Source organism: Photorhabdus hindustanensis (assembly GCF_002968995.1).
Taxonomy (GTDB): domain Bacteria; phylum Pseudomonadota; class Gammaproteobacteria; order Enterobacterales; family Enterobacteriaceae; genus Photorhabdus; species Photorhabdus akhurstii.
Window position 1 is genome coordinate 110,815 of the sequence record NZ_PUWT01000023.1, and the last position, 24,109, is coordinate 134,923.

Sequence of the window (24,109 nt, forward strand, 5' to 3'; positions counted from 1 at the left end):
AATAAACAAGGTTGGGGCGATTGAGCCAAGTAAATCAATTAAAAAATGAGGCACAATGATGACTAATATTTATGTAAACAAATATGCTCCAAATGGTATCGTGATGAAATTCCCATTGGCACCCGATAGAAAGATAGAGAAGTGGAAAGCGGAGAATTTGAATTTTCGCATTGGTACTCCAGGATTTATATGGTTGAATGGCCAGAATATTTCAGAATTTCGCAACTTATTTTGTTATCCAAATATTTCAAATCTTTATCTTGCATTTACGTTTAAAGCACAGTTTTTCGCTCCACGAAATTTTACCGCAGAAATGTCTAGGGAGAAGCCAACTCAAGATTGGTTCTTCAATAATGGGGAATACGTTGAGAACGGTTTTGATAATTTTGGCATATATTCCGATGATACTGGTGCCGGAGAGTACAGCATAAATTTAATTGAACCCTGTTGTTATATTATAAAACAGGGTGAATTGAGTTATAGTGGTAAAGGTTCTATCTTTCCAAATCTATCTTTTTTTGTGAAAAACAAAGTGAGTTCAAATTTTTTAGCAAATTTAATTTCTACAGATTTTCAAGTCATTATTAATTAGTGAGTGGTTTGGTTATATATACCCAATGGATTTCAAGATGCGTCGCGACGGCAAGGGAGTGAATCCCCGGGAGCATAGAGAACTATGTGACCGGGGTGAGTGCAGCTCATTCTCTCTTTCTATTATCTTGCCTCTGGAAGTTTGGCGAGTTTAAACCCTAAAAGTAGGGCCAAAAAGAGAAGAATAGCAATAAATAAAACAACGCCATTCCAACCTGATTGGAGCCAAAATATACCGCCAAAAGTACCAACCACACTTGAACCAAAATAATAACAAAACAGATAAAGGGAAGATGCTTGTGCTTTGGCCCGTCGCGCCCGACGTCCGACCCAACTGCTGGCAACAGCATGTGCGGCAAAGAAACCGAAAGTAAGGACTATCATGCCAATGATAATTGTCACCACAGATGAGAATAAGGTAATAAGCGTACCGATTAACATCATACTTATCGTCGCGATCAGCACTTTTCCAAGTCCATATTGATGGGTTAATGTGCCCACTTTAGATGCGCCATATGTCCCTGCCAAATAAACAATAGACAACATACCGACAATTGACTGATTAAAATGATAGGGTGAATCCAATAAACGATAACTTATGTAATTAAATAGAGTAACAAAGCCGCCCATGAGTAAAAAGGCTTCAAAAAACAGTAACGGCAATCCTTTATCACGAAAATGTAATCTCAGATTGACTAATAAAGATTTAGGCTTGAGAGAGCTTGGCCTAAAATGGCGCGATTCAGGCAACATACGCCAAAACATCATTGCCGCAATTAATGCTAATAAACCTAGTACGATGACAGAAACCCGCCATGAGAAATAATCAGTGATAACACCTGATATTAATCGCCCACTCATGCCGCCAATAGAATTACCACTAACATAAAGTCCCATTGATAAAGCAACAAAATTAGGGTGGATTTCCTCACTAAGATAAGTCATTGCAACGGCGGCTACGCCACTGAGGGATAAACCAACCAGAGCGCGTACAATTAGAATTCCATGCCAACTGGTTATATATGCACTGAGTAAAGTGAAAAGTGCAGCGGCAAATAGTGCTGTTACCATCACATTTTTACGGCCAATAGCATCAGACAGAGGGCCAGTGATTAATAAGCCCAATGCCAGCATGCCAGTTGAAAGGGATAAAGATAAACTACTGGTAGCGGGAGAAACGCCAAAATCATCCGACAACATGGGTAAGATTGGTTGAATGAAATAGAGTAGGGCAAATGCAGCTAACCCTACGATAAAGAGTGACAATGTAACTTTAACATATAGAGGATCGTCTTTCTGGATATAACTTTTCTTGTTTTGAACATGTTGGACAAGATGATTATCAGGAGTCGGATTTTCACTGATACTATGGCTGGTACTCACATAATTTCCTTACTTAACTCATTAGCTAGCTGGTATTTTTATGGAGATCAAGCATATGAATTGCAAAATATTTTGTCTAATATATTAATCATTAATAATAATATGTATTAGATCTCAAAGGTGATTATGGCTATCGAATTACGGCATTTACGTTACTTTATTGCAGTGGCAGAGGAATTACATTTTGGTCGTGCGGCAGAACGGCTTAATATTTCACAGCCTCCGTTAAGCCAACAGATTCAATCACTTGAGAATAGTATAAATGCGCGGTTGTTAGAGCGTGATAACCGGAATGTGAGTTTGACGCCGGCAGGTAATATGTTTCTGAAAGAAGCTTATCAGATCCTGGCTCAGGTTGATGCTGCTGCAACTAAAGCAGCAAGAATGCAAAAAGGAGAGTTAGGTGAAATGTCTATCGGTTTCACTTCTACGACGCCTTTTATGCATAAAGTTACTCTGAGTTTACGGCAGTTTCGGGAACGTTACCCGGAAGTCGCTATTCATATGCATCAGATGAATACTAAGCAGCAGATTGCGCCATTACTGACTGGACGGATCGATGTTGGCATCATGCGTAATACTCAATTGCCGGATAATCTTGAGTATCGGCTATTATTTCGAGAACCTTTTATGCTTGCTGTTTATGATGGACATCCTTTGCTGGAATATGCTCCGCAAGGAATAAAACTGGAAATGTTGGCAGGTTATCCGATGGTGTTTTTTGAGCGTGAAGTAGGGACTGCTTTATATGATGAAATCATCACATTACTTGCTCAAGCAGGCGTGACACCAATGATTTCACAGGAAGCAGGCGAAGCAATGACCATTCTTGGGCTGGTTTCTGCGGGATTAGGCGTCAGTGTTGTGACTGAATCTTTTACTCGCATGAAAGTGGATGGTGTCCAGTATATTCCATTAGTTGATAACCATCCTTGCTCTGAGGTCTGGTTGGTAAATCATAAGAATCGGCCAATATCGGCCGCAGCAGACAAGCTGATAAACCTACTCATATCTAATATATTAAATGGAAAAAATAAGTAGAAATCAGCTAAATTTTGTGCTGAATATCACATATTTACTGAAAGAATCATACTTTTTGCCTAAAACCTCGACATAATCAGCCAACAATTATTTTGAAACATGAATTAATTAGAGCGTAAAAGGGTAAATAATGGATGGACAACCAGGGCATATTGATCAGATAAAACAGATTAATATTGGTACTGTTTATCGGTTAATTGATCAATATGGTCCAATTTCCCGTATTGAGCTATCTAAAAAAGCTCAACTTGCTCCAGCCAGTATTACTAAGATTGTCCGCGAATTGGTCGATGCGCACTTAGTCATGGAAACGGAATTTCTGGATTTAGGATTCAGAGGGCGTCCAGCGACCGGATTGAAGCTTGATTCTGAAAGTTGGCATTTCCTGTGTGTCAGCATTAACTTGGGAAGTTTAATATTGGGACTGCGTGATTTAAGCAGCAAGTTAATTGTTGAAGATGTATTGCCATTACCGGTCAACAAGGCAAAATCCTTTTTAGATAGTATTATTGATGAGATTGATGCATTTTTCGGCCGATATCAATCTCGTCTTGAGCGTCTGACGGCAATTAGCATGACTATAAATGCCATTGTTGATCCGACCAAGGGTTTAATCCACAGTTTCCCTTATTACCAGATTCAGGAATTACCAATAGGCGAATATCTGCATCGTCGTACGGGATTACCGGTATTTCTTCAACATGAAACAACCGCCTGGACAATAGCTGAATCATTATATGGCGCGGCAAAAAATTGTCAGAATATTATCCAAATGGTCATTGATGAACATGTTGGCATTGGTGTGATTATTGAGGGGCAGACATTACATGCTAGCAACCGCGGTGTAATGGAGATAGGACATATTCAGGCTAAACCTGATGGTAAACGCTGCTATTGTGGGAATTTGGGGTGTTTGGAAACGGTTGCGGGTATCAGCCATATTTTATCCAGAGCAAAACAGCAGTTGACAGTGGTACCTGATTCTTTACTAAACGGTGAACCACTGACTATTGAATCATTCTGTCAGGCGGCTAATAACGGTGATACTTTAGCAATGGATATTCTTCGCGATATCGGGGTGAAAATTGGTCATATTGTCGCAATTATGGTTAATTTATTTAACCCAGAAAAAATTTTGATAGGTTCTCCTCTTAATGCTTCACAACAAGTTTTGTATCCGATGATTAATGAATGTATTCAACGACACTCTTTACCTGCTTATAGCAAACAAATTGAGTTAATTGCGACAAAATTCAATAATTCAGGTACATTATCTGCGGTAGCATCAGTTAAAAAGGCTTTATATGATGGTTCATTATTGATCAATTTAATGAAAGGATAATATGTTTGATAGTGGTTCTCTGGTTGTAATATTAACTTTATATGGATTTTTTAGCTAAATTGACGTAGCAATTAAACAAAACATTGAGCTAACGCAATCTCCCTTATCGTTGTATCCTCTAGACTTAAGCGCTCATTAACCGGATTTTATCTGTCATTATGGAAAACAGAATTTATGTTAACGCGCCTATTTGTTACGGGGACAGATACCAACATAGGTAAAACAGTTGTTACCCGTGCATTATTACAAGTTTTTAATCGTGACGGAGCAACGGCTGTAGGGTATAAACCTATAGCCACAGAAGGGTATGAAACAGAAGAAGGTATGCGTAATCGAGATGGCGTAATTCTACAAAACTCTTCTCCCGTTCCGCTTAAATATGAAGAAATTAACCCAGTTATCTGGAAAAGTAGGTATTGTGAAGGAAATCAGGTTGATTTCGAACAGATGAAAGAAGGATTGAATAATCTTAGTAATAAAGCAGATCGTGTTATTATTGAAGGTAACGGTGGTTGGCGTGTATTACTGGATGATGAAACTTTTTATTTTGATTGGGTGATTCGGGAAAAAATCCCGGTCATTTTAGTTGTTGGTATTCAGCCTGGTTGCGTAAATCATTCAATTTTAACCGCGCAGGCAATAATAAATGATGGATTACAATTAGTCGGGTGGGTAGCTAACAGAATTAATCCTGGTTTACCGCACTATACTAAAGTGATGGGTAGGTTACGCCGTCACATTAATGCGCCACAATTAGGTGAAATTCCTTATATTTTACGCCCCGAAGAGAAAGATTTATCCTGCTACTTGGATGTCGCCACTATATTTAAACAAGTTGGGGGAAGTGAGAGTGAAGTTGGTATAGAGAGCCAATATACATAAATATACCCGTAATCATTGAAGATGCTTGATTTTATCCGAAATGGAGATCATTACCTTCCTCCATTTTGGATATATATCATTTAATAACTCATTGATCTACATAAAATATTACTATAATGAGTTATAATTTTATATTAATTAGAATTTAGTTAATTTTCTGTCTAATTATTTTGTGTTTTTTATAAACCGTGATCTTGGTTTTTTTCTGATAAAAGCGATAATTTTTGAATTCACTTATATAAATCACACAAGGATGTGATATATACATAAAAAAATGTGCATATATGCTGTGACAGTCTATCTTATAAATACCATTCGTAATTATGGTCTGATTGGGAAGGAGGTTGTTATGACGATAAGGCAAGGTTGGGCACCGCCATTAACATGGGGACCGTGGGTTGACATTAGGATCATTTACAACGCTTAAAGTTGAGCCTATGGTTTGCTTTTTTTGATGGATAAATGAAACACAAGAGTAGCAACCATAGGCTTTTCATTAATTCAAGGATCTAAGAATTCCATCTGACAATGATTTCGATTCTATTGCTTGATGGAAGCCTTCTTCTGGATGAATCATAGAAACAAGTCTGGTTTTTATGACTGGCTTACCGTCAAAGTAAATAAACAACTCTTTCCCTAAGTTTCTTGCTAAAAAAAGTTTGAACCGGTCACTACAATTCAGTCCTTTTTTAACCTTAATAAAAATGTTATTAGCATTCACAGCTAAATCATCACCGACTTCTCCTACAGGAAGAGCTTGTTCTATACAAGGTTTGGATAAATGAAATGTTTCATTACCTGCGATGTAATCAAGAGAAAGTGGTTGTTTCTGCGAAACACACCCTGTAAGACCAAGGATAATAGACAGCGTAAGGATGAATTTAGTCATTCAGTTTGCCCTCATTGTTGACATTAGTATTCTCAATTATAGCTACCAAAATAAGTTATTTTATGCAAGTTATTTTTTTCTTTGTCGGTTTTATTAATTAAGAGCGGGTAAATTTATTAAAGAGTTCGGTTTTCTAATCAAGTACATTGTTTCCTGTGATCTTTTATCAGCAATGTTATCAGGGGAGCATCCTATGCTACTCCCTAATAATAAGATTATTTGCTTTTTTTATTTCTTCTTTTATTGCCGGCAGCAATATGAGCTTGTATCTCCTCTTGAGATAATGGTGTTTTAGCGGGTGATATTTGTGACGTAATATCAAAAATATTCCTATCATCGAATTCAGGATGGTTAATAAATGGCAAATATTAAAAAATTCATCTTATTGTGGATGGTGCGGGTGACAACAAAGCTCGTCTTGTGGAGGAGTAGGCTTATGTTAGCAACATTGAGTGACATTACCTTCCTTCATATAGCCCAAATTTAAACCCGATAGAACGATTATGGAAGGTTATGAATGAACCTGTTCGAAATAACCGTTATTTCGCTGATAAACATGAATTTCGAGACAAAGTATTCAAATTTTTTACCACAACGCTACCTGATATAGCGGACTCGCTGATGTCTGGAATTAACGACCATTTTCAGGTGTTAAAAACTGCATCTTGAAATCCATTGGGTATATAAGAAATCAATAAGAAAACCTCACTTGCGAGAAAGTGAGGTTTATCATCAGACTAAAATTTCAGTACGATATAATAAATAGGTTTGAGCTCTATTTACCACAAACACTTGTCATTTTTTTAACAAATCTGGGAGTACCATCTATTCCATTATATGCAGATATTACCATGCATTTTTTGTTAACATTAATGATAAAGAAATCACCTTTAAATAGTGCTCCGCTGTCATAGACTATTGCATTTCCAAATATGGGGGCGTTGTATTCTTTAAGAACATGTGAATGTCCGACGAAAACAGCCATAACGTTGTATTTTTTAATCAGTGACTTAAATTTTTCTTTTTCAACATAACTGCTGTTGGTAATAAAATGGTCATATCCATCATGAAAATTTAAAACCACAGCCTTTCCTCTTGTTTGAGCAGATTTAAGATCGCTTTCCAACCAATCAAGGGATTTTGTAATGTAAACGGTTGGGCTGATGTAGTGGTTCAAATTGACGCTATAGGTAGGATAATTTTGCAATTGAACGTAATGAATATCACCAAAATCCCATGAATAAGATAAACTTCCTTTCCATGCTTCATTATCATAATCATAGGAGAAATTATTCAGTTCTTTACTATAATCACTTATTCTCTCTGACATATCAAATACAGCGGATCTGGCACAGGCATTACGACTGAAATCAAGATTTTCTGGTGAAGTACAATCATCAACATTATTTGCATAATCATGATTTCCTAATCCCATAAATAGTGGGAATTTGATTTTTGATGTATATATCTTATCAAGGCTTCTTCTGGTACTAGCACGTCCAAACTCGGTAAGATCACCATTAACGATGCCAAAAGCAAGATAATTGCTTTCATAAATACTATTGATACTGTTTGCTACTTTTTTATTTAATTCTTCCCACGGTTCTTTGTCGGCATTAGGATCACCTCTTTCAGGATCTAAACGCCACGGCTGAGGATCTGACATCACGGCAATTTTATAATTGCTATCTATATTTTGTTCAGTGAGATAAATATCAATCTTTATGCCCGAAGAAGATGAACTTTTAACTGTTTTCTCAAGTTTATAATTAGCGGGTACTTCGGAGAGATAGATACTGTGGTTCTGAGCACCCCAATATGAAAAACTCCAGTGAATGTTTAACTTACCCTCACCATTGGATAAACGATAAATAACTTCTCCCTCAGTGCCACTAAGAATCTTACCTTTTGAGGCAAATGAATCGCGACTATATGCGGATATTGATGACAATGGGCTTTCAATCCAACTTCCCCAAAGCAAGTCTATTTTTTCCGCCATTAATAAATGTGATGTATTATTATGCAAATAAATTTTTACATATTGCTCACTGCCGCTACCATTAAAAGTCTCGGTTTCTGTCTGATTTCCTGCGACAGCGTTACATCCTGATATAGCTAATGCTATTAAAAACACCATGATAGAGAGAATTTTCTTAGCGATAAGATCACTCATAACGGTCTCCTATTTTAAAATTTTAATATGATTTTTTGAGCAAATAAGATATTTAACTCACCATAATTATTCGGCAAATATTTATGTTTCAAAACGTTATGATATTAGAGTTGATTATTTGGATTGTCAGTTTTAAAAAAACTAATGGTTTACATATGAAACTATATTAGGGTTATCATGCAGGAACAACTTGTTATGGAAAACGCCACTAATGTTCTGTTCACCGAGAGATAATATGAAGGCCGAAGCGCATAGCCTCGACCTCTACTCATCAATGGTAAAATATTGGTGTAATATTTTCTCTGAACTGTATGTGTTTTCCTTCAGAAAGATGATGTGGGTCTATTTGGCGGTCGGATGAGGTTGAGATTGGTTTCCTTGCCGGGTATACACAATCTTTTTGGCATTATTTTCACAATGCCCAACGATTTTACTACCGGCTTGTTCAACGTGGTCATTAGCAACAATTTCCAATTTAAAGCCAGATTCCGGCACACCATTATTGATAATCTTCTGCGCAATTTGTTCTTTCACGCTTTCGCATGAAGCTTGTGCAGCAAGGGCAAATGGGGGTAGGGTAAAGAGCAATGCACTGCATAAAAGTGCTTTTTTCATCTTCATTATTATTACCTTTATATTACGGTCTGATAGGCATACCTGTATTGCTATCTAAACAACGTTCGGTATTGGGTTCCCAGTAAGCATTGATATTGGTACTTTTCATACATGCATCACGAGCATCAATGGCTTTATCGATCTTGTCGAACTCTTTCTCGGCACGTTTATTAACCTTAGTGCGAAGATTTTTGGTTTCATCCCATTGTTCTTTGCTTTGACGGGCGGCTTCTTTATCGAGCACAGAATCTCCGCTGCCATTCACGGTGACACAGGTACTTCCGGCAGTACAAGTTGCCGCCAATGCCGGCGTTTGCCATAACAAGGGTATTGCCAGAGCGATAGCTGGCATAGCTTTTAATATCAAAGAATTACAAATATTCATCTTTTATCCTCTTGGAACTCTTGAAAGAGATGGAGCCAATTTAGATGGCACAATAAGAAACTATCAGATAGATAAATTATAAGATAGCAGCAAGATGTTCAACAAATTATCAAGAAGAATGTGATTATTCATTTCGATGCACACTAAGTCCAGCAAATGATTGGCAAACCGGCATCATTTCTAGTGTATTAATGTTGACATGAGCAGGTAAATTGGCGACCCAAAAAACAGCCTCGGCGACATCTTCAGCGGTTAATGCCTGGATGCCATCGTAGGTTTTATTTACTTTATCATTGTCGCCTTTAAAACGGATTAAAGAAAACTCAGTTCCACCCACTAAACCGGGTTCTATATCAGTAACACGGATATTTTTTCCCTGTAAATCGGCTCGTAAGCCTAAACTAAACTGTTTGACGAAGGCTTTAGTTGCGCCGTAAACATTTCCACCGGAATATGGCCAACTTGCAGCGGTAGAACCGATATTAATAATATGCCCATGATTTCTTTCTACCATTCCAGGCAGCAGAGCATGGGTCATATTGACAAGCCCTTTGACATTGGTGTCAATCATTATTTCCCAGTCATCCAGGTTAGCCAGGTGAGCAGGTTCTAATCCAAGCGCCAAACCTGCATTATTGACTAAAATGTCGATAGGACGGAGTGATTCTGGTAATTGTTCTACAACCTGGTTGATAGCTGCCCGATCAGTGACATCAAGTTGAACAAAGTAAAAGTTATCACCTAGTTCAGCTTTTAATTTTTCTAACCGTTCTTTACGTCGTCCAGTCGCAATAACTTTAAAACCGTTTTGAATGAATCTTCTGGCAATTGATTCACCAAAACCTGAAGTTGCTCCTGTCACAAAAACGATCATACAAAACCCCTTGTTTACTCGTACTGTTTCTCCCGCAGTAAATGGGGTTCTGTATTTTTAGTCAAGAGATGATTGAAAAAATTTCAATGATTTTCTTTTTATTCTTCCAGCATGATTTCTGGCAGAGGAAGTTGATCATTAATAATTGCATCCGCAATGCGGGTTATATCTTCATCCAAGGCCCGATCAGTGATTAAAGGAGAGCTGATTTCGCGTACTGCATGGTAAAATTTAGCGGTTTCAGGCGCAATTTCACTAATATTGCCACGCAAATGAATGGCCTGACAAACTACCAGAATTGTCATTGCAACAATATTGCGTAATTTCTGCTCCATCTCTAAAACATCTTGAGCGGCATGCAGACCTAAACTGACAATATCTTGATTGTATTGTTCTGTGGCGAGGGTATGAATGCCTGATGCAGCACAATCATGGCGAATTGCAGCAACTAAAGCGGTTTGAGAAAGTTGGACGCCTTTAAAACCTTGATACATGCCGGGCGTCGGACTAAGTGAATTAGGTAATCCACGTGAGAAGCGGTTATCCATCATAAGCGCCACAATGGCATGAAGATGATTGGCAATTAAAGCAATGTCCAGTTTTAATGCATCCATTGTCCGGGCGACATATTGTCCCATAAAATTCCCACCGTGTAGAACATCGCCATTTTCTGGATCTATCAATGGGTTATCATTAGCTGAGATAACTTCCCGTTCCAATATTTTCCGTGCGGTAGCTAAAGATTCTGGCACTATACCTAATATCTGTGGTGCGCAACGAATTGAATAAACTTCCTGCAAGGTATCATTTAGCCGGGTAACTTCTTGATGACGGCAAGCTTTATTGGCTTGTTCTTTAATTCCGGTTAATAAATTAATCTGAGTTGAACCTGCCAATAAATTACGCAATGCACTTGCCACCGCTTTTTGACCAGGATGATTTTTGACTTGTTGAATTCGGGCATCATAATGTTCATGAGATGCAAGTAATGCTTCAACAGCAAGGGCGATAGCAGAAATTGAGGCTTTAAATAGTTTTTCCAGTTTAATGACGGTAATTGCACTGATACCTGACATTACCCGTGTGCCGTTAATCAGAGCAAGCCCTTCTTTTGCTTCTAACGATAATGGCGTCAACCCTGCGCGTTTAATTGCTTCAGCAGCATCAATTTCTGCGCCCATATAATAAACTTTGCCGATACCACATAATGCACGTGCAATATAAGATAAAGGAATTAAATCACCACTTGCACCCACTGAGCCATAGCGAGGAACCAGAGGAACAATATCATGGTTAATATGATCAACAATTGCTTGAGCGACAATTGATCTGGTTGCAGACCAACCTTTGCAAACAGAAAGTAACATAGTAAATTGTGACGCTTTAATACAAGGTTTGGACATATAGTCCCCGGTACCAGCAGAAAGAAAAGTGAGCAGATTTTGCTGATGCTCTGAGATCTTCTCAAATGGTACAACTAAATTGGCATTCCCCCCAAATCCTGTATTGATGCCATATATAACTTCTCCCGCATTTAATTTTTCCTCCAATTTTTCACGACCATGCGTCAAAAGTTCAGTGATCTCCGCTGATATCTCTACTTTTTTTTGTTTTATCGCAATGTCATAGATATCTTCCAAAGAGATAAGGCCATTTTTATTAATAATAATGGTTGGCTGAACATCTTTAGCTTTCATTTTAATCTCCATATATAAGTATGGTAATAATATTTCAAAGAAACGAACACCCCTAAGGATACAAATCAGTATAGATATAAAATATAAAAAATAGTCAATTAAAAATAAAATTAAAATAGATGGCTCGTAAAAATTAATTTACAAAATTAATTGAATTAAATAATTGTAATAATGACGGTTAATATATTTACAATTTGCAATTATTTGTTTTTGCTATCTGATAATAAATGGTAGGTAATATAAATTCCGTTGACATAAATTTGGGTTTACCATTAACAATAAAACAAATAGCAATTATTTGTTTTCCTAAGAATACAAACTAGAATGTAATTATGTTACCACGCAAGTAAAGTAATTGGAGTGTTCATCGAAAAATAAATTGATATCTAGTCGAGGTGAATTATGTCAAAAATAATCCAGACAGATTCTCTTAGTGAACAGTCTTATAAGATAGATAATTTCAATCCATCAACTGAAACAATAAATTTCAGTTACACATCGGGAAGAACCGCATTACCAGTCTACAATAAATATGACACACGAAATAAACCTAAAGTTTTTGGTTATTATACAGATTGGTCGCAATATGACGGTAGATTACAAGGAAATCAAGATCCTATTCGTCGAGGTAGAGGAATAGATTTACAGCACCTTTTAGATAATCCTTTTGCTTATGATAAACTAGTTATTGGTTTTTGTGGAATATTGGGTGATGAGGGTGAAAAGAAGCAGCAAATTAAAGAGCAAGCACCGTTATTTGCCCGCACCAATAATGGAGAAGTAACATTCACAGATGCTTGGGGAGATTGCCAATCTTATCAGAATTGTACTTATTCTGGTTGGCAAGATATCCAAATGCCAAGGGATTTTGATCAATCTAAAAGTATGGGCGTATTAGGTGGATTGGCTAAAGTTCAACAAGCTGCAAAAGCTCAAGGCCATGACCTTATTATGTCATTTAGTGTCGGTGGTTGGACCATGAGTAATGGCTTTTATAATATGGTCAGAGACGAAACACTAAAATCCTATTTCTGTTCGAGTCTAGTTGATATATTTCAGCGTTTCCCTATGTTTACCGAAATTGATATTGATTGGGAGTATCCCGGCGTTGCTGGAAATGAAGGTAACATGTATGCGCCAGATGATGGCGATTATTATGTTAGTTTAATTAAAGATTTAACTGCTGCTTTTAAAGAAGCAGGGCGTTCAGATATAAAAATAAGTATCGCTTGTTCGGCGGTGCCAGAGAAAATGGAAAAATCAAAAATACCTGAATTACTGCAAGTTGGGTTATATGGTATTAACGTTATGACCTATGATTTCTTTGGTACTCCGTGGGCCGAAAGGTTGTTACATCACACTAATCTCCGTGATTATCCTGGAGGTGATAATAGTGTAGAAAAAGCGGTTGAGTATTTATTGGGTCTTGGTGTGCCAGCATCTGCAATCAATATTGGTTACACCGGCTATTCGCGCAATGGCAGAAATACGGTTATTGATAGCTATTCTCCATTATCTGGCAGTTATGATCCTGGTTATGTCCCGAAAAAAGATCCGAAGATCACAACAACCGGTTCATTTGAATCAGGGGCAACAGAATGGTACGACACGATATATAATTATTTAGATTTGGAAGAAAAAAGAGGGAGAAATAATTTTGACTTGTATACCGATGAAATAGCAGATGCTGATTATCTCTATAATAAGGAGAGCAAGTTGTTTATTTCTCTTGATACCCCTCGCTCTGTTAAGGCTAAAGCACAATATGCATTGGAAAAGAATCTGGGGGGAATATTTACATGGACCGCAGACCAAGATCGTGGTTTATTGGTCAATGCGGCCAGAGAAGGTCTTGGTTGTGAATTAATCACGAAAAAAATAGATATGACACCATTCTATTTCAAGGGTATTAATGTTGAACCGGTTAATCCAGATATAGGGAGCGATTACCCTGTCTGGGATGCAAATAAGGCATATAAGGCTGGCGATAGAGTGAGTTGGAACAATCAAAACTGGGAAGCTAAATGGTGGAATAGAGGTACCGTGCCAGACGGCGCAGAAACATCTGATGCTTATCCTTGGGTAAAAATTGCATAATTAATTAAACCAAGCCACCAGTATGATATATACTGGTGGCGGATCTTTTTTATCTTCACCTCATTCTTATTGTTGTAATCAGTATATCTAGCGTAATGGTATGGAATTAGCTCAGGTATGACAATTTACCCGGAATATTAATGCCGGTGTTGATAACCTTGAGATGTATTTTTTCTTCTTATGCTCAAATGCCGTTGTTTTAATGGCGGTATTGAAAAATGTACTACAGCGTTCTGAGCGCTGCGCAGTGAAATTCCAACGATTTCATTAGCATATGCACGCATTTGTTGCTCATAATCTGAAATTGCCTTGACTAACTCTTCTTGACCGGACGCTACACTGGCAAGTTTCTGCGTGAGTAAAAGAGCGTCTCGCAGCGCTGTGTTCGCTCCTGCGCCTGTCATTGGCGTCATGTTATGAATAGCATCCCCAAGTAGTGTGACAGCGCTTGATTTCCAGGGTAGAAGATGGGGCATGCTGCGTAAATGTAGCGGAGATATGTTTTCCATATCACTTTGTTTAATCAGAGCATGTAGGTTTGGGTCCCATGAAATCATACGCGATTGGACCAGATCGCAAAGAGCTTCAGCGGAAAAATCAGTGATATTGTCAGGAAAACTATCTGTTGCTGCTACGTAAACCCATACTATAAAGTTATCGATTTCTGCTAAAGCGGCCTCTACATGGATATTAACTGGGGCGCGCCACATAGAGATGAACAACCAGTCGGGGCTTTTAGGTACGATACTGTTGGGCGCACCATCCAGGAAATTTTGGGGTAGCAAAGCTGTGAGTGTTGGGCTAAGGCGTGCACGACCAATGACCATACTAACACCAACATCGAATCTTTCGATAAAAGGAAGATACTGTTTACGCACTTTTGAATTGCTGCCGTCTGCACCGACAAGGACATCGATATTTTCGTGACTGCCATCGGCAAAGAAAATTTTAATACCACCATTTTCAATATGTTCATAACGGACGAATGTTTTATTCCATTGAATTATGTTTAAAAGTCCTTTGTTTAGTATTTCTTTCAGTTCAGTTCTGCTGATTGACAGACGTTGCTCGGAAATAATCTTTCCCGCCATTGGAGAAATACCGCCCTGAACAGCGAGAAGACGCATACGTTCATTATAAAACCGTGATTGTCCGCCAATATATCTTGATGCCTCCTTAAAGGCTAGCCAGTTTGCATCCGGGAGGCATTCTTGCAGTGCCTGTTTGCCGAATGTATTAATATGAATTCCATAACCGGGAAGTTCGGATGACAAAGCAGGATTTCGTTCATAGATTGTCACTTTGATTCCATTTTTACGTAATCCATGTGCTAAACATGCTCCACCAACTCCTGCCCCAATAATACCAACGTGCATAATATTTTCTCCAGTTGTAGGTACGAGAGATTCTGGCTAGATCAGGTGAGACTATATCTATCTGATATTATCTAATCATAGCCATGATTTTTGTTGTAGTATTTAAAATAAAAATATACCTTATCTAGAAATAGAGCAAGGTGATCTGTGTTTTTCATAAAAATAGCTGATAAAAAATCTATATTGTTTTTTTCTAAAAATTTTTAATTAAATGATTAAGTTACAGAAGTGAGTTTGTGGTTTTGTGTTTACAGTTTCTTTTTTGACCCAAAATTAATATTAAATCGTGATGTGAGTATGAATTTGGTTTAGAATTTTTTTTGCATATAAATACAACATGTAGAATGATGAATATTTAAATTGATTAATGTTCATCTTGTTTTGATTGTTACGAACTTCAACTATTCAAAGGGTTTATTAATAAAAATAATAGATGTGTTATTTTAATAAGAATATTATGATTAATATGAAATTATTTCCATTTTAATTGAGTTTAAGATATTTTTTTCCATTGTGAGATGTTTTAATTACTCGTTGCCATGAATTTGATGAGGGTGACCATTATACTAATGATTATTGATCATCATGATATAGTACCACTGATTTGTCATTTTATTCGGAGAAATAGATATGAGTAATCAGGACGTCAAAGCGATGTATAGCCGATACCCATATCCTAGTTCTGCCATTGGGGATAATCTTATTTATGATATGGCAACGGTTGTAGGGTTTATATTTAAGCCGGGTTATTTGACGGGAAAGTATGTGCTCGATTTAGGGTGTGGAACGGGGCATCGTTTGGTAGGGCTGGCAAGTATGTATCCCGATACCCAATTTGTTGGCGTTGATATGACGGATAAAGTGTTAGAGGTAGCAGATAAGCTGATATCTTATCATCGATTGGATAACGTCACGTTAGAAAATAATACAATTGAGAAGCTAACACGAGATAATCAATTCGATGTTGTTGTTTCTACCGGCGTTATCCATCATATGGAGTGTCCACAAGAGGGTTTTTTAGCAGCTTCACGTTCATTAAATGAAGAAGGTATCGCACTTATTTGGCTATACAATGCCATAGGAGAATATGAACGATTGAGGCAGCGAGAGCTTTTGCAGATTTTTGCAAAACAAATCTATGTAGAAGAATATTTTTTACATACTGATTTAATGAATAAACTATGCAAAAACTTAAGTCGGAATCAATATGGCGATAGTACAGCTAATCATTTAGATGATAGTGTTGATCAGATTGCTGTTAATGTGGATGCGTTTTTGAATCCTATTGTCAACGCATATAGATATGATGAGATATGCGATTTTTATTATGAATCTGGCTTTAAGCATGTGAGATGTTGTGGGTTAAATCGTGAAAACAGCAGTAAGCTCTTTGCTGGATGTTGCGATCAATTCAATGATGAATGTTTTCTTCAATATCGAGATTTGTTTTTAGATGAACAGTTAAGTCAACTGTTTAATACCCTTGATTATAACCAGAAAGTGCGTGTTATCGAGCTTTTGTGGAAGCCAACTGGCATATCTTCAATTGGGTTCAAATCTGAAAATGCCCACTCTTTTGTCAATGATTGGCTAAGAGGGTAAGGGGAGGAATAGCGGTCATTCTCGGACGGTAAATTAAACTTTCGTAAAATGAGAACCAAGCCAGAAACGTCTACTTTCTAGTTTCTGGCTATATTTTGCATTGATGAATTCGAGTTAATCGTAATATTCCGGCGCCTTACGGAATGTTGGCCAGGCATCCGGATCGTGCCCTGTTACTACAATTGCATTCGTGCGTTTGGCTAGATGCCGCAGTTTTTGTACCGAACGTACGGTTTCAGTGGTAGAGGTGAGAAACCCCGGTAATGCACGTTCTTCCCAGTGATCGAGGGTATAAGCGGCATCAATCGTCAGCAGCAAGCTGCCACTGTTCGGCAGGGTGACTAGTAGTGATTGATGTCCTGGCGAATGCCCCGGAGTAAATACTGTTTTTAACGTGCCATCACCATAGACATCAAACATGTCATTGCGTTCCCCATCGAGAAACTCCCATTTCAAACCAGGACGATCAAAATCCTTGCGGATATAGCCGCCAGCGGAAAACCAATCCGGTGTGTAGGCATATTCATATTCACGTCGCTGTACGATATGTGTCGCGTTAGGGAAACGTCCTATTGCGCCAGTGTGATCGAGATGAAGATGGGATTGCACCACATAGCGGATATCTGCGGGATCAATACCCAACTTTTTCACTTGAGCGACACAACCTTCATCTTCACGCATCACCGGCCAGTAGGCTTTGGTGATATTTCCCCAGTAGCCTTTGGGGTCAGTTGCGGCTTCAACCGCATTGCCGCCGTCAATTAGCGTATGACCGTCAGGATGAGTGAGTAAGAAAAATGGAATCGGAATTTCATAATCGGCGCCGTTGCCTTGATTCATCTTGATGTAGTGAACCTTACATTTGATGGTTCCGGTTTGCAGCATATACAGGCGAATGTCTGACATAATGTTAACCTTTTGATTGGATTATTCATGTAGGTAAGGCCGGATCGTGGATGCTAACAAGTGAATGTTAACATATGTCCCCAGTTGATTTTATCGACATCAAGTTCTATATGGGGAGGTCTGTGGCGTTAATCTTTGGGGGGATTAGAAAAAATTACCTTAGTAGGTTAAGAGTGATCAGAATAGTCCATCAGAGATCGTAATCACCCTTTTAACTCATTCGTGAAAAGGGTGATAAGACGGTATAGATTATGAATTTCATCGTGCTTCAATGTTGTTTTCAAGGGGTTTTAAGCTGGAATAATCGAATGTTCTAATTTCCTCGTTAAAGCCGGTCACTTGTTCAGAAATAAGCTTTGTAATTGAAGAAGGCCCTTGTCCCATCGCTTTTTTCATTAAGATCCTATAGGGGAGAAGGCTTGCTCTATCGGCAGAAGAGGGATTTTTACATTTGTAAATCACTTGCTTCCCATGTTTTTCACGCTTATACCCAAAATTGAGAAGACCTAATATCTCTCTCGCGGTAACGATATGGTAGCCCTGTTCATGATTCCATAAATTAGACGGGGCTTCGGCCGACATTAGATGAAAATCTGCATGTCTATGGATACCACCAAGTACCCAACAATCATTTATCACATTGGTCCATTTATCTACCATTAAAATATTCCCCTGGGCGTTTGGGTTCCATGAATTCTCACTTTTTTTCTCGGCCGAGTCCGAGTGGTTTAAGCAATCTTTCCAGCTGAACATCGCTAACTCGACCAATTAGCATCGGCCCACTTGCTGAAAGGGCTTTACGATAAACTAACCAGCAATACTCGGTTAGATCATTAAGATAATTCTTACGTCTTTGGTTGCCAGGGAACTGACTGGAAAGATTTTCATGAACAACATCCTCATCTTGTTCCCATAAGAATGGGTTGACCTTTTTTTTTGTAATCTAGCGACTCTAGATCTCGCCGTAATGTCAACATTGCGTATGTCATATCTTATACCCCAACCATTTATACCCGTCATAATAAAAAAGTTATATCAAACAGCCCTAATTTTTATAGCAGCAGTTTATAAATTAGTCCAATTTGGTGATAATAACGTCAATTTACTGATTGAGGTATCGTTCGCTTCCATTAGCGCCGGTGGCATTTGGCGCGTCACTGGAGCCAGGTTAATTTCTAATGTAACCATAGCCCCGTGTTTTTTAATCTGCTAAATCGGCATAACCTCTAACACCAAATTTTGATTTAGCTGATTTTACGGCATCTAGAACCGCAGCAGCCATGACCTCAGCCGCGAGAATACCAACCGTATTTACCGATGAGTCCACCCCACCTGTTGCCGCTGCAAAAATAGTATCCCCGTCACTCATGGTATGAACAGGGTATATCGTTCTCGCCAAACCATCATGAGCCATCTGGGCAGCTTTTTTCATCTGGCTTTTATTCATATTGGCATTACAACAAATTATGCCAATAGTCGTATTTGCTCCCTGAATAAAATTATTATCTTTATTATTTTTTATAATGTATGGCATGAGATCGATAAGATGACCATTTTTATCACATGCACCTGCAATGGTTTTGCCATTTTTAGGGTCTCTGATTTCCCCGACAGCATTCACAACAACCATTGCGCCAATTGTCAGCCCGCAAGGTAATTTAACCGATGCAGTCCCGAGGCCGCCTTTCATGGCTTTGTCAAAACCGGCCATTTTACCTATAGTGGCCCCGGCGCCTGCGCCAATATTTCCCGATGGAAAAGGGGTTACAGAAGCGTTTTGTGCGGCAAGATAGCCCATTTTAGCGTCAGGGCGCACAGCCGGATCGCCAAAGTTTAGATCAAAAATTATTGCGGCAGGAACGATAGGTACGACAGTGACACCGACATCAAAACCTTGTTTTCTTTCTTCAAGATAGCGCATTACGCCAGAGGCGGAGTCTAATCCAAAAGCACTACCTCCACTTAGCACTACCGCGTTGGCTTTCTGAACAGTATTAATGGGATCTAAAAGCTCGGTTTCCCTTGTCCCCGGGGCAGAGCCTCTGACATCAACGCCACAAACAGCTCCGTTGTCAAAAATAATGATGCTACAACCAGTTTGTTGCAACTCATCTTCAGCATGCCCAACCTTAACACCCGGTACATCCAAAATGGTTCCATTTGTCTTATGCATAAATGTTCACACCTTAAATCTCTAAAATAACTCATTAAAGGTTTTAATGATTTTCGATGTGAATCATAGCAAAGGAGACCAAACAAGCTGTGATTTTTAGTGGGAATTGTCTTCCCTGTCTCTTGCAATGTGTCCTTCTTGAAGGGAGATCTCGGCTGCCAGCGTTTCAAGACTAACAGGTGATAGTGGAATGCGAGGGGATGGTATTGCCCAATGTTTGATATCGTGGAGAATGGCAGAACAGATTTTTCCCTGACAAGCTCCCATGCCGCACCGCGTCGCCATTTTTGCACTGTTCCAATCCTGAAATGGTTCAAGTTCGTTTAAACTTACATCTTCACAACGACAGATCAAGGTATCGGGGGGAAGCGTTTGTGTTATCTCTTTGTTTAATTTAAACGTTTGTGCTACCGCAGTGGCAAAATGTTGCCATTTTATTCGTTTCCGCTGCCATTTTGCAGCCAGTGCGTATTTACCACTCGCTGCGAACCCGGCAATAAATCCTTCACAAAGTGCAAGTTCACTGCCGCCAATACCTGTGCATTCTCCTGCTGCATATACACCAGGTATAGTCGTCTGTTGCCACGCATCTACTTGGATATTTCCTTGTTCATCCAGCAAACAACCAAGCAATTGTGCCAATTCTGTATTTGGTCTTAAACCAAAACCGCAAGCTAAACGCGTACAGGATAATTTCCGTTTTTGCCCTTTATTGCTGATATACACGCCTGTCAATCTGCCTTCTGCCGAGGTTTCCACTCCTAACACCATACTGTTTTGGTAATAATTTTTAAGTGGCATGAGAGAGATGGCTTGATACAACTTGTCTGGCCAGCGCAGCAGTCGCAAGCTGAATGAAAATAGGCGGTGCAAAGGCGCTTGTTCAATGATGCCAACCACGTCCCCTCCCGCTTTTTTTACTGTCTCCGCAACTGCGAGCAACAGGGGGCCGCTGCCGGCAATAACGACACGTTCACCCGTTATGGGGAGACCACTTTTTATCAGCGCCTGTAATCCGCCCGCACCGGTGACGCCCGGTAATGTCCATCCAGGGAAGGGAAGTAATTTTTCTTTGGCGCCGGTACAAAGAGTGATGTGTTGGTAGTGAATCATTCGGTGTCTACCCGCCATTTCAACAATCACACATTGGCTGTCTAGTGCGACCACTTTACAATCCGATAAATAGATTAATGCATCTTCTGATAGTACCGATAAATAATGTTTCGCCATCGGTGGTAATGTATGAAACGGCCCTTGACGCCAAATTTGTCCGCCTGCTCTGGGATTGTCATCAATCAGGATAACGGATTGTTGCCCTTGTATCGCAGCTTGTGCGGTAGCCAATCCCGCCGGCCCTGCGCCAACAATCAGCACATCACAGTGCCATACCGCAGAACGCAATACCGTAGAAGAAGATGGTGTTGCCATGTTCAGCTCCTCTCGACTTTCATGCCCATCTCACAAACTGTCTGACACGCTACACGACGGCGACCATTAATCATTAAACGGCATTCCTGGCAGATCCCCATACCACAAAAAGGCACTCTCAGTTGATGTGATACAGATGTACGACAATGTTCATCGCCGGTATAAGCTAGCGCCGCCGCAACAGTAATCCCCGCAGGAACCGTGATCAGTTCGCCATCAATAAACAAAGCAGTAAATGGTGGTTTTTTGAGTGTCATGGCAACCTCTGGCGAGTCATGGTAGTAAAGCGTGTAGGTTGGTAAGGCAATGGATCAATCTCCGTTTTTCTATTCAGCATCAATGCAGAGATGATTTTGGCGCTGCCCGGTGCGGTGGTCACACCTAATCCTTCATGGCCTACAGCTAGCCATAGCCATTCGTAATCAGGATGTTGTCCCAATAGCGGCAAGCCATCTGGAGTCGCGGCACGAAAGCCAGACCAACAACGTAAAATATTCATCTGACCAAGCTGAGGTAAAAAATGAAGTGCACGCTGGAGCATAGAACGGAGTAGGGCGAGATCAATAGTGTGTTGTTCGTTATGGAACTGACGTGAAGAGCCGATTAGAAGCTGACCAGTGGGGCGGGCCTGAATGTTGAAAGCGATTGACGTATCATTGGAGGTATGTGTACTGGCGCTATACCCTAATTCCACCAGTTGATGTGTGATGCTGGTGGGGTAACGATCTGTAATCGCCAATTGCCCTTTTTTAGGAACAATCGGTAATTCAGGTAACAGATGTGTACTCCACAGCCCATTTGCTAGCAATATCCTCGGCGCACAATATTTCTTTCCATCACTTAGCACAACGGTTTGAGGCTCTAAGGTATGTACCTGTCCTTTAATAGACCAAATCTTTTCATTACAGCTAGCAAGAAACCAGTGTACGACATTCGGTGCATAGACAATTCCATCCCCAGGAACACACAAACCACCGGCAATCCCACTCCTCACCATCGGTTCCACTTGATGAATTTGTGTCGCTGTCATTGGCGTATTCTCAATTCCATAGGAGGTAAGGCGTGCGCTTTTTTCCTCTGCCAGTTCCATTTCGTGCTCTGCATCCGCCAGCCAAAGTGTGCCGCATCTACGCCATGCACAATTTTCTGGCATATGTGGGGTGAATGTTCGCCATATATCTAATGAGTAACTACTCAGCGCCAGTTCCGCAGGATTATCGTCCATACACACGAGATGCCCCATCCCTGCCTGTGTTGCCCCTTTACCACCATCATCAATTACAGCAACTCTCAAACCATCTTGTACCAACTGATAAGCACACGCGGCTCCAATGATGCCAGCACCAACGATAATGACATCCGATCTTTGGGAGGGGGTCATACATTGATTCCCCAGACAAAAGGATCGCTCTTGGCAATGATTAACTTGTTATCACCGTAAACATGCGCTGTTCCCCGGATCACCGGGGCAATTTTCTGACCAAACCACTGATATTGGGCTTCAAAAACACTACCAATAATGCTGGATTGACGCCAAATTTCACCCGGCTGTAATTTTCCATCCGCCGCCAGGCAGGCTAATTTAGCACTTGTTCCAGTGCCGCACGGTGAACGGTCATAGGCTTTCCCCGGACATAACACAAAATTACGACTATCTGTATCGTTATCAGGAGCGAACAATTCAATATGGTCGATACACTCACCATTTTCACCGGTGATTCCTGCTTGTTCCAGTGCCTGCCTAACGGCCCAACTGTATTGCGTGAGTTCATCGATATGGTGGGGGGTTAGAAGCAGGTCATGCTGACTGATCATAAAAAACCAATTTCCTCCCCAAGCAATATCTCCATTAACATCACCTACACCAGGCACGTTCACGGTGACATTTTGCTGATAACGATAAGAGGGGACATTATAAACAGACACTGTTCCATCCTTATGGAGCACTGCCTCTACAATCCCAACAGGGGTCTCAATTTTATACTTGCTAGGGTTCAACCAGCCCAGATGATAGAGCGAAGCAATAAGGCCCATAGTGCCGTGGCCGCACATGCCTAAATATCCCGCGTTATTAAAGAAGATCACCCCCATATCGGCGTCAGGTACAGTAGACGGACATAAAAGTGCGCCTACCAACATATCATTCCCTTTTGGTTCAAGAATGAGGGCTTTGCGCCAGTGATCAAATTCGGCTTCAAAGCGTTGACGCTGTTTGGCAACGCTTCCTTTGCCAAGGGATGGAAATCCCTCGATTACCGTGCGGGTAGGTTCTCCTCCGGTGTGTGAATCAATGACGCGAACAATCTGATAATCATGTTTATCTGCCATAAAGCCACCCAATTAACGTATTTTTAATCAATGGTGGCGTACTATTTCGTTTGCCGCTTGATGAATTTCATATTGCAATATGCTGAAATCAGCACAATGAAAGAATCACTGAATTATCAGTGAGACATTCCAATAAAATAAAGATAATGAAATGAAAAATTATAAATAAACCTGATGAGTGTTATTTTTGTTTTTACCAGAGAAATTTATAAATTAATCTATAAAATCAAATAGGTAAATAATGGTGGTTGGAATAACTTTCTGTGACAATTATCACATGAATATAAAATAGTTCTTTTGAATATTGCTAATACTTTGAATCTGATA

General features: G+C 39.6%; 21 protein-coding genes and 1 pseudogene. 7 read left to right on the top strand and 15 right to left on the bottom strand.

Annotated elements, in window-relative coordinates:
• Nucleotides 1-55 precede the first annotated feature (55 nt).
• The gene (locus C6H66_RS09485) at nucleotides 56-592 is read left to right on the top strand and encodes a hypothetical protein (RefSeq protein ID WP_105395430.1); all 537 of its coding nucleotides are present in this window, start codon (nucleotides 56-58) and stop codon (nucleotides 590-592) included.
• Between the two features lie 122 nt (nucleotides 593-714).
• Here the strand turns inward: C6H66_RS09485 and C6H66_RS09490 are convergent, their stop codons facing one another.
• The gene (locus C6H66_RS09490; protein ID WP_248000653.1) at nucleotides 715-1,956 is read right to left on the bottom strand and encodes an MFS transporter; all 1,242 of its coding nucleotides are present in this window, start codon (nucleotides 1,954-1,956) and stop codon (nucleotides 715-717) included.
• 144 nt (nucleotides 1,957-2,100) lie between these two features.
• Between C6H66_RS09490 and C6H66_RS09495 the strand changes: the two genes are divergently transcribed.
• The 3 genes from C6H66_RS09495 (at nucleotide 2,101) to bioD (ending at nucleotide 5,239) form a co-directional block, all read left to right on the top strand.
• Nucleotides 2,101-3,015, top strand: a complete 915-nt coding sequence (locus tag C6H66_RS09495) for a LysR family transcriptional regulator (protein ID WP_105395432.1) — start codon at nucleotides 2,101-2,103, stop codon at nucleotides 3,013-3,015.
• A gap of 130 nt (nucleotides 3,016-3,145) precedes the next feature.
• Nucleotides 3,146-4,357 carry a sugar metabolism global transcriptional regulator Mlc gene (mlc, locus tag C6H66_RS09500; RefSeq protein WP_105395433.1) on the top strand — a complete coding sequence of 404 codons (1,212 nt, stop codon included), beginning with the start codon at nucleotides 3,146-3,148 and terminating at the stop codon, nucleotides 4,355-4,357.
• A gap of 174 nt (nucleotides 4,358-4,531) precedes the next feature.
• Nucleotides 4,532-5,239, top strand: a complete 708-nt coding sequence (bioD, locus tag C6H66_RS09505) for a dethiobiotin synthase (protein WP_105395434.1) — start codon at nucleotides 4,532-4,534, stop codon at nucleotides 5,237-5,239.
• Between the two features lie 496 nt (nucleotides 5,240-5,735).
• On the opposite strand, the gene C6H66_RS09510 is transcribed toward bioD, so the two are convergent.
• On the bottom strand, nucleotides 5,736-6,128 hold the full coding sequence (locus C6H66_RS09510) for a hypothetical protein (RefSeq protein WP_040150683.1): 393 nt from the start codon (nucleotides 6,126-6,128) through the stop codon (nucleotides 5,736-5,738).
• A 372-nt stretch (nucleotides 6,129-6,500) separates the two neighbouring features.
• Between C6H66_RS09510 and C6H66_RS09515 the strand changes: the two are divergent.
• A pseudogene (locus tag C6H66_RS09515) lies at nucleotides 6,501-6,797 on the top strand (transposase); the annotation flags it as partial.
• A 106-nt stretch (nucleotides 6,798-6,903) separates the two neighbouring features.
• Here C6H66_RS09515 and C6H66_RS09520 read toward each other — a convergent pair.
• The 5 genes from C6H66_RS09520 to stlA all read right to left on the bottom strand — a co-directional run bounded on the left by C6H66_RS09520 (nucleotide 6,904) and on the right by stlA (nucleotide 11,872).
• Nucleotides 6,904-8,301 carry a metallophosphoesterase gene (locus tag C6H66_RS09520; RefSeq protein ID WP_105395435.1) on the bottom strand — a complete coding sequence of 466 codons (1,398 nt, stop codon included), beginning with the start codon at nucleotides 8,299-8,301 and terminating at the stop codon, nucleotides 6,904-6,906.
• 342 nt (nucleotides 8,302-8,643) lie between these two features.
• Complete coding sequence (locus C6H66_RS09525; protein WP_036775719.1) at nucleotides 8,644-8,916, bottom strand: DUF1161 domain-containing protein; 273 nt, start codon at nucleotides 8,914-8,916, stop codon at nucleotides 8,644-8,646.
• 22 nt (nucleotides 8,917-8,938) lie between these two features.
• On the bottom strand, nucleotides 8,939-9,301 hold the full coding sequence (locus tag C6H66_RS09530; protein WP_036775704.1) for a DUF1283 family protein: 363 nt from the start codon (nucleotides 9,299-9,301) through the stop codon (nucleotides 8,939-8,941).
• Between the two features lie 124 nt (nucleotides 9,302-9,425).
• Nucleotides 9,426-10,175: a bifunctional NADP-dependent 3-hydroxy acid dehydrogenase/3-hydroxypropionate dehydrogenase YdfG gene (ydfG, locus tag C6H66_RS09535; protein ID WP_105395436.1), complete on the bottom strand. Its 750-nt coding sequence runs from the start codon at nucleotides 10,173-10,175 to the stop codon at nucleotides 9,426-9,428.
• 98 nt (nucleotides 10,176-10,273) lie between these two features.
• Nucleotides 10,274-11,872 (bottom strand): phenylalanine ammonia-lyase StlA, encoded by a 1,599-nt coding sequence (gene stlA, locus C6H66_RS09540; protein WP_046394406.1) that lies wholly within the window; start codon nucleotides 11,870-11,872, stop codon nucleotides 10,274-10,276.
• A 402-nt stretch (nucleotides 11,873-12,274) separates the two neighbouring features.
• Between stlA and C6H66_RS09545 the strand changes: the two genes are divergently transcribed.
• Nucleotides 12,275-13,969 carry a glycoside hydrolase family 18 protein gene (locus C6H66_RS09545; RefSeq protein WP_105395437.1) on the top strand — a complete coding sequence of 565 codons (1,695 nt, stop codon included), beginning with the start codon at nucleotides 12,275-12,277 and terminating at the stop codon, nucleotides 13,967-13,969.
• A 137-nt stretch (nucleotides 13,970-14,106) separates the two neighbouring features.
• Here C6H66_RS09545 and C6H66_RS09550 read toward each other — a convergent pair whose 3' ends face one another.
• Nucleotides 14,107-15,345, bottom strand: a complete 1,239-nt coding sequence (locus C6H66_RS09550) for a stiblene epoxidase (protein ID WP_105395438.1) — start codon at nucleotides 15,343-15,345, stop codon at nucleotides 14,107-14,109.
• 630 nt (nucleotides 15,346-15,975) lie between these two features.
• Here C6H66_RS09550 and C6H66_RS09555 point away from each other — a divergent pair.
• Nucleotides 15,976-16,947: a class I SAM-dependent methyltransferase gene (locus tag C6H66_RS09555; protein WP_248000644.1), complete on the top strand. Its 972-nt coding sequence runs from the start codon at nucleotides 15,976-15,978 to the stop codon at nucleotides 16,945-16,947.
• A gap of 114 nt (nucleotides 16,948-17,061) precedes the next feature.
• Here C6H66_RS09555 and attM read toward each other — a convergent pair whose 3' ends face one another.
• The 7 genes from attM to C6H66_RS09590 form a co-directional block, all read right to left on the bottom strand.
• Nucleotides 17,062-17,853 carry an AttM family quorum-quenching N-acyl homoserine lactonase gene (gene attM / locus C6H66_RS09560; RefSeq protein WP_181150172.1) on the bottom strand — a complete coding sequence of 264 codons (792 nt, stop codon included), beginning with the start codon at nucleotides 17,851-17,853 and terminating at the stop codon, nucleotides 17,062-17,064.
• Between the two features lie 258 nt (nucleotides 17,854-18,111).
• Complete coding sequence (locus C6H66_RS09565) at nucleotides 18,112-18,513, bottom strand: hypothetical protein (protein ID WP_105395439.1); 402 nt, start codon at nucleotides 18,511-18,513, stop codon at nucleotides 18,112-18,114.
• 541 nt (nucleotides 18,514-19,054) lie between these two features.
• Entirely contained in the window at nucleotides 19,055-20,026 is a 972-nt protein-coding gene (locus tag C6H66_RS09570) for a P1 family peptidase (RefSeq protein WP_105395440.1), read from the bottom strand.
• A 96-nt stretch (nucleotides 20,027-20,122) separates the two neighbouring features.
• A complete protein-coding gene (locus tag C6H66_RS09575; protein WP_105395441.1) occupies nucleotides 20,123-21,454 on the bottom strand; it encodes an FAD-dependent oxidoreductase in 1,332 nt (443 codons plus the stop codon).
• A 2-nt stretch (nucleotides 21,455-21,456) separates the two neighbouring features.
• Complete coding sequence (locus C6H66_RS09580) at nucleotides 21,457-21,711, bottom strand: (2Fe-2S)-binding protein (RefSeq protein ID WP_105395442.1); 255 nt, start codon at nucleotides 21,709-21,711, stop codon at nucleotides 21,457-21,459.
• The gene (locus C6H66_RS09585) at nucleotides 21,708-22,835 is read right to left on the bottom strand and encodes an NAD(P)/FAD-dependent oxidoreductase (RefSeq protein ID WP_105395443.1); all 1,128 of its coding nucleotides are present in this window, start codon (nucleotides 22,833-22,835) and stop codon (nucleotides 21,708-21,710) included. Before C6H66_RS09585 ends, C6H66_RS09580 begins: the two co-directional genes overlap by 4 nt.
• A complete protein-coding gene (locus C6H66_RS09590) occupies nucleotides 22,832-23,782 on the bottom strand; it encodes a 4-hydroxyproline epimerase (protein ID WP_105395444.1) in 951 nt (316 codons plus the stop codon). Before C6H66_RS09590 ends, C6H66_RS09585 begins: the two co-directional genes overlap by 4 nt.
• Between the last annotated feature and the right edge of the window lie 327 nt (nucleotides 23,783-24,109).

Excerpts from the sequence above, each read along its gene's own strand:
- C6H66_RS09485 (WP_105395430.1), top strand. The coding sequence starts at position 56 with ATGATGACTAATATTTATGTAAACAAATATGCTCCAAATGGTATCGTG.
- C6H66_RS09495 (WP_105395432.1), top strand. The coding sequence starts at position 2,101 with ATGGCTATCGAATTACGGCATTTACGTTACTTTATTGCAGTGGCAGAG.
- mlc (WP_105395433.1), top strand. The coding sequence starts at position 3,146 with ATGGATGGACAACCAGGGCATATTGATCAGATAAAACAGATTAATATT.
- bioD (WP_105395434.1), top strand. The coding sequence starts at position 4,532 with ATGTTAACGCGCCTATTTGTTACGGGGACAGATACCAACATAGGTAAA.
- C6H66_RS09510 (WP_040150683.1), bottom strand. The coding sequence starts at position 6,128 with ATGACTAAATTCATCCTTACGCTGTCTATTATCCTTGGTCTTACAGGG.
- C6H66_RS09520 (WP_105395435.1), bottom strand. The coding sequence starts at position 8,301 with ATGAGTGATCTTATCGCTAAGAAAATTCTCTCTATCATGGTGTTTTTA.
- C6H66_RS09525 (WP_036775719.1), bottom strand. The coding sequence starts at position 8,916 with ATGAAAAAAGCACTTTTATGCAGTGCATTGCTCTTTACCCTACCCCCA.
- C6H66_RS09530 (WP_036775704.1), bottom strand. The coding sequence starts at position 9,301 with ATGAATATTTGTAATTCTTTGATATTAAAAGCTATGCCAGCTATCGCT.
- ydfG (WP_105395436.1), bottom strand. The coding sequence starts at position 10,175 with ATGATCGTTTTTGTGACAGGAGCAACTTCAGGTTTTGGTGAATCAATT.
- stlA (WP_046394406.1), bottom strand. The coding sequence starts at position 11,872 with ATGAAAGCTAAAGATGTTCAGCCAACCATTATTATTAATAAAAATGGC.
- C6H66_RS09545 (WP_105395437.1), top strand. The coding sequence starts at position 12,275 with ATGTCAAAAATAATCCAGACAGATTCTCTTAGTGAACAGTCTTATAAG.
- C6H66_RS09550 (WP_105395438.1), bottom strand. The coding sequence starts at position 15,345 with ATGCACGTTGGTATTATTGGGGCAGGAGTTGGTGGAGCATGTTTAGCA.
- C6H66_RS09555 (WP_248000644.1), top strand. The coding sequence starts at position 15,976 with ATGAGTAATCAGGACGTCAAAGCGATGTATAGCCGATACCCATATCCT.
- attM (WP_181150172.1), bottom strand. The coding sequence starts at position 17,853 with ATGTCAGACATTCGCCTGTATATGCTGCAAACCGGAACCATCAAATGT.
- C6H66_RS09565 (WP_105395439.1), bottom strand. The coding sequence starts at position 18,513 with ATGGTAGATAAATGGACCAATGTGATAAATGATTGTTGGGTACTTGGT.
- C6H66_RS09570 (WP_105395440.1), bottom strand. The coding sequence starts at position 20,026 with ATGCATAAGACAAATGGAACCATTTTGGATGTACCGGGTGTTAAGGTT.
- C6H66_RS09575 (WP_105395441.1), bottom strand. The coding sequence starts at position 21,454 with ATGGCAACACCATCTTCTTCTACGGTATTGCGTTCTGCGGTATGGCAC.
- C6H66_RS09580 (WP_105395442.1), bottom strand. The coding sequence starts at position 21,711 with ATGACACTCAAAAAACCACCATTTACTGCTTTGTTTATTGATGGCGAA.
- C6H66_RS09585 (WP_105395443.1), bottom strand. The coding sequence starts at position 22,835 with ATGACCCCCTCCCAAAGATCGGATGTCATTATCGTTGGTGCTGGCATC.
- C6H66_RS09590 (WP_105395444.1), bottom strand. The coding sequence starts at position 23,782 with ATGGCAGATAAACATGATTATCAGATTGTTCGCGTCATTGATTCACAC.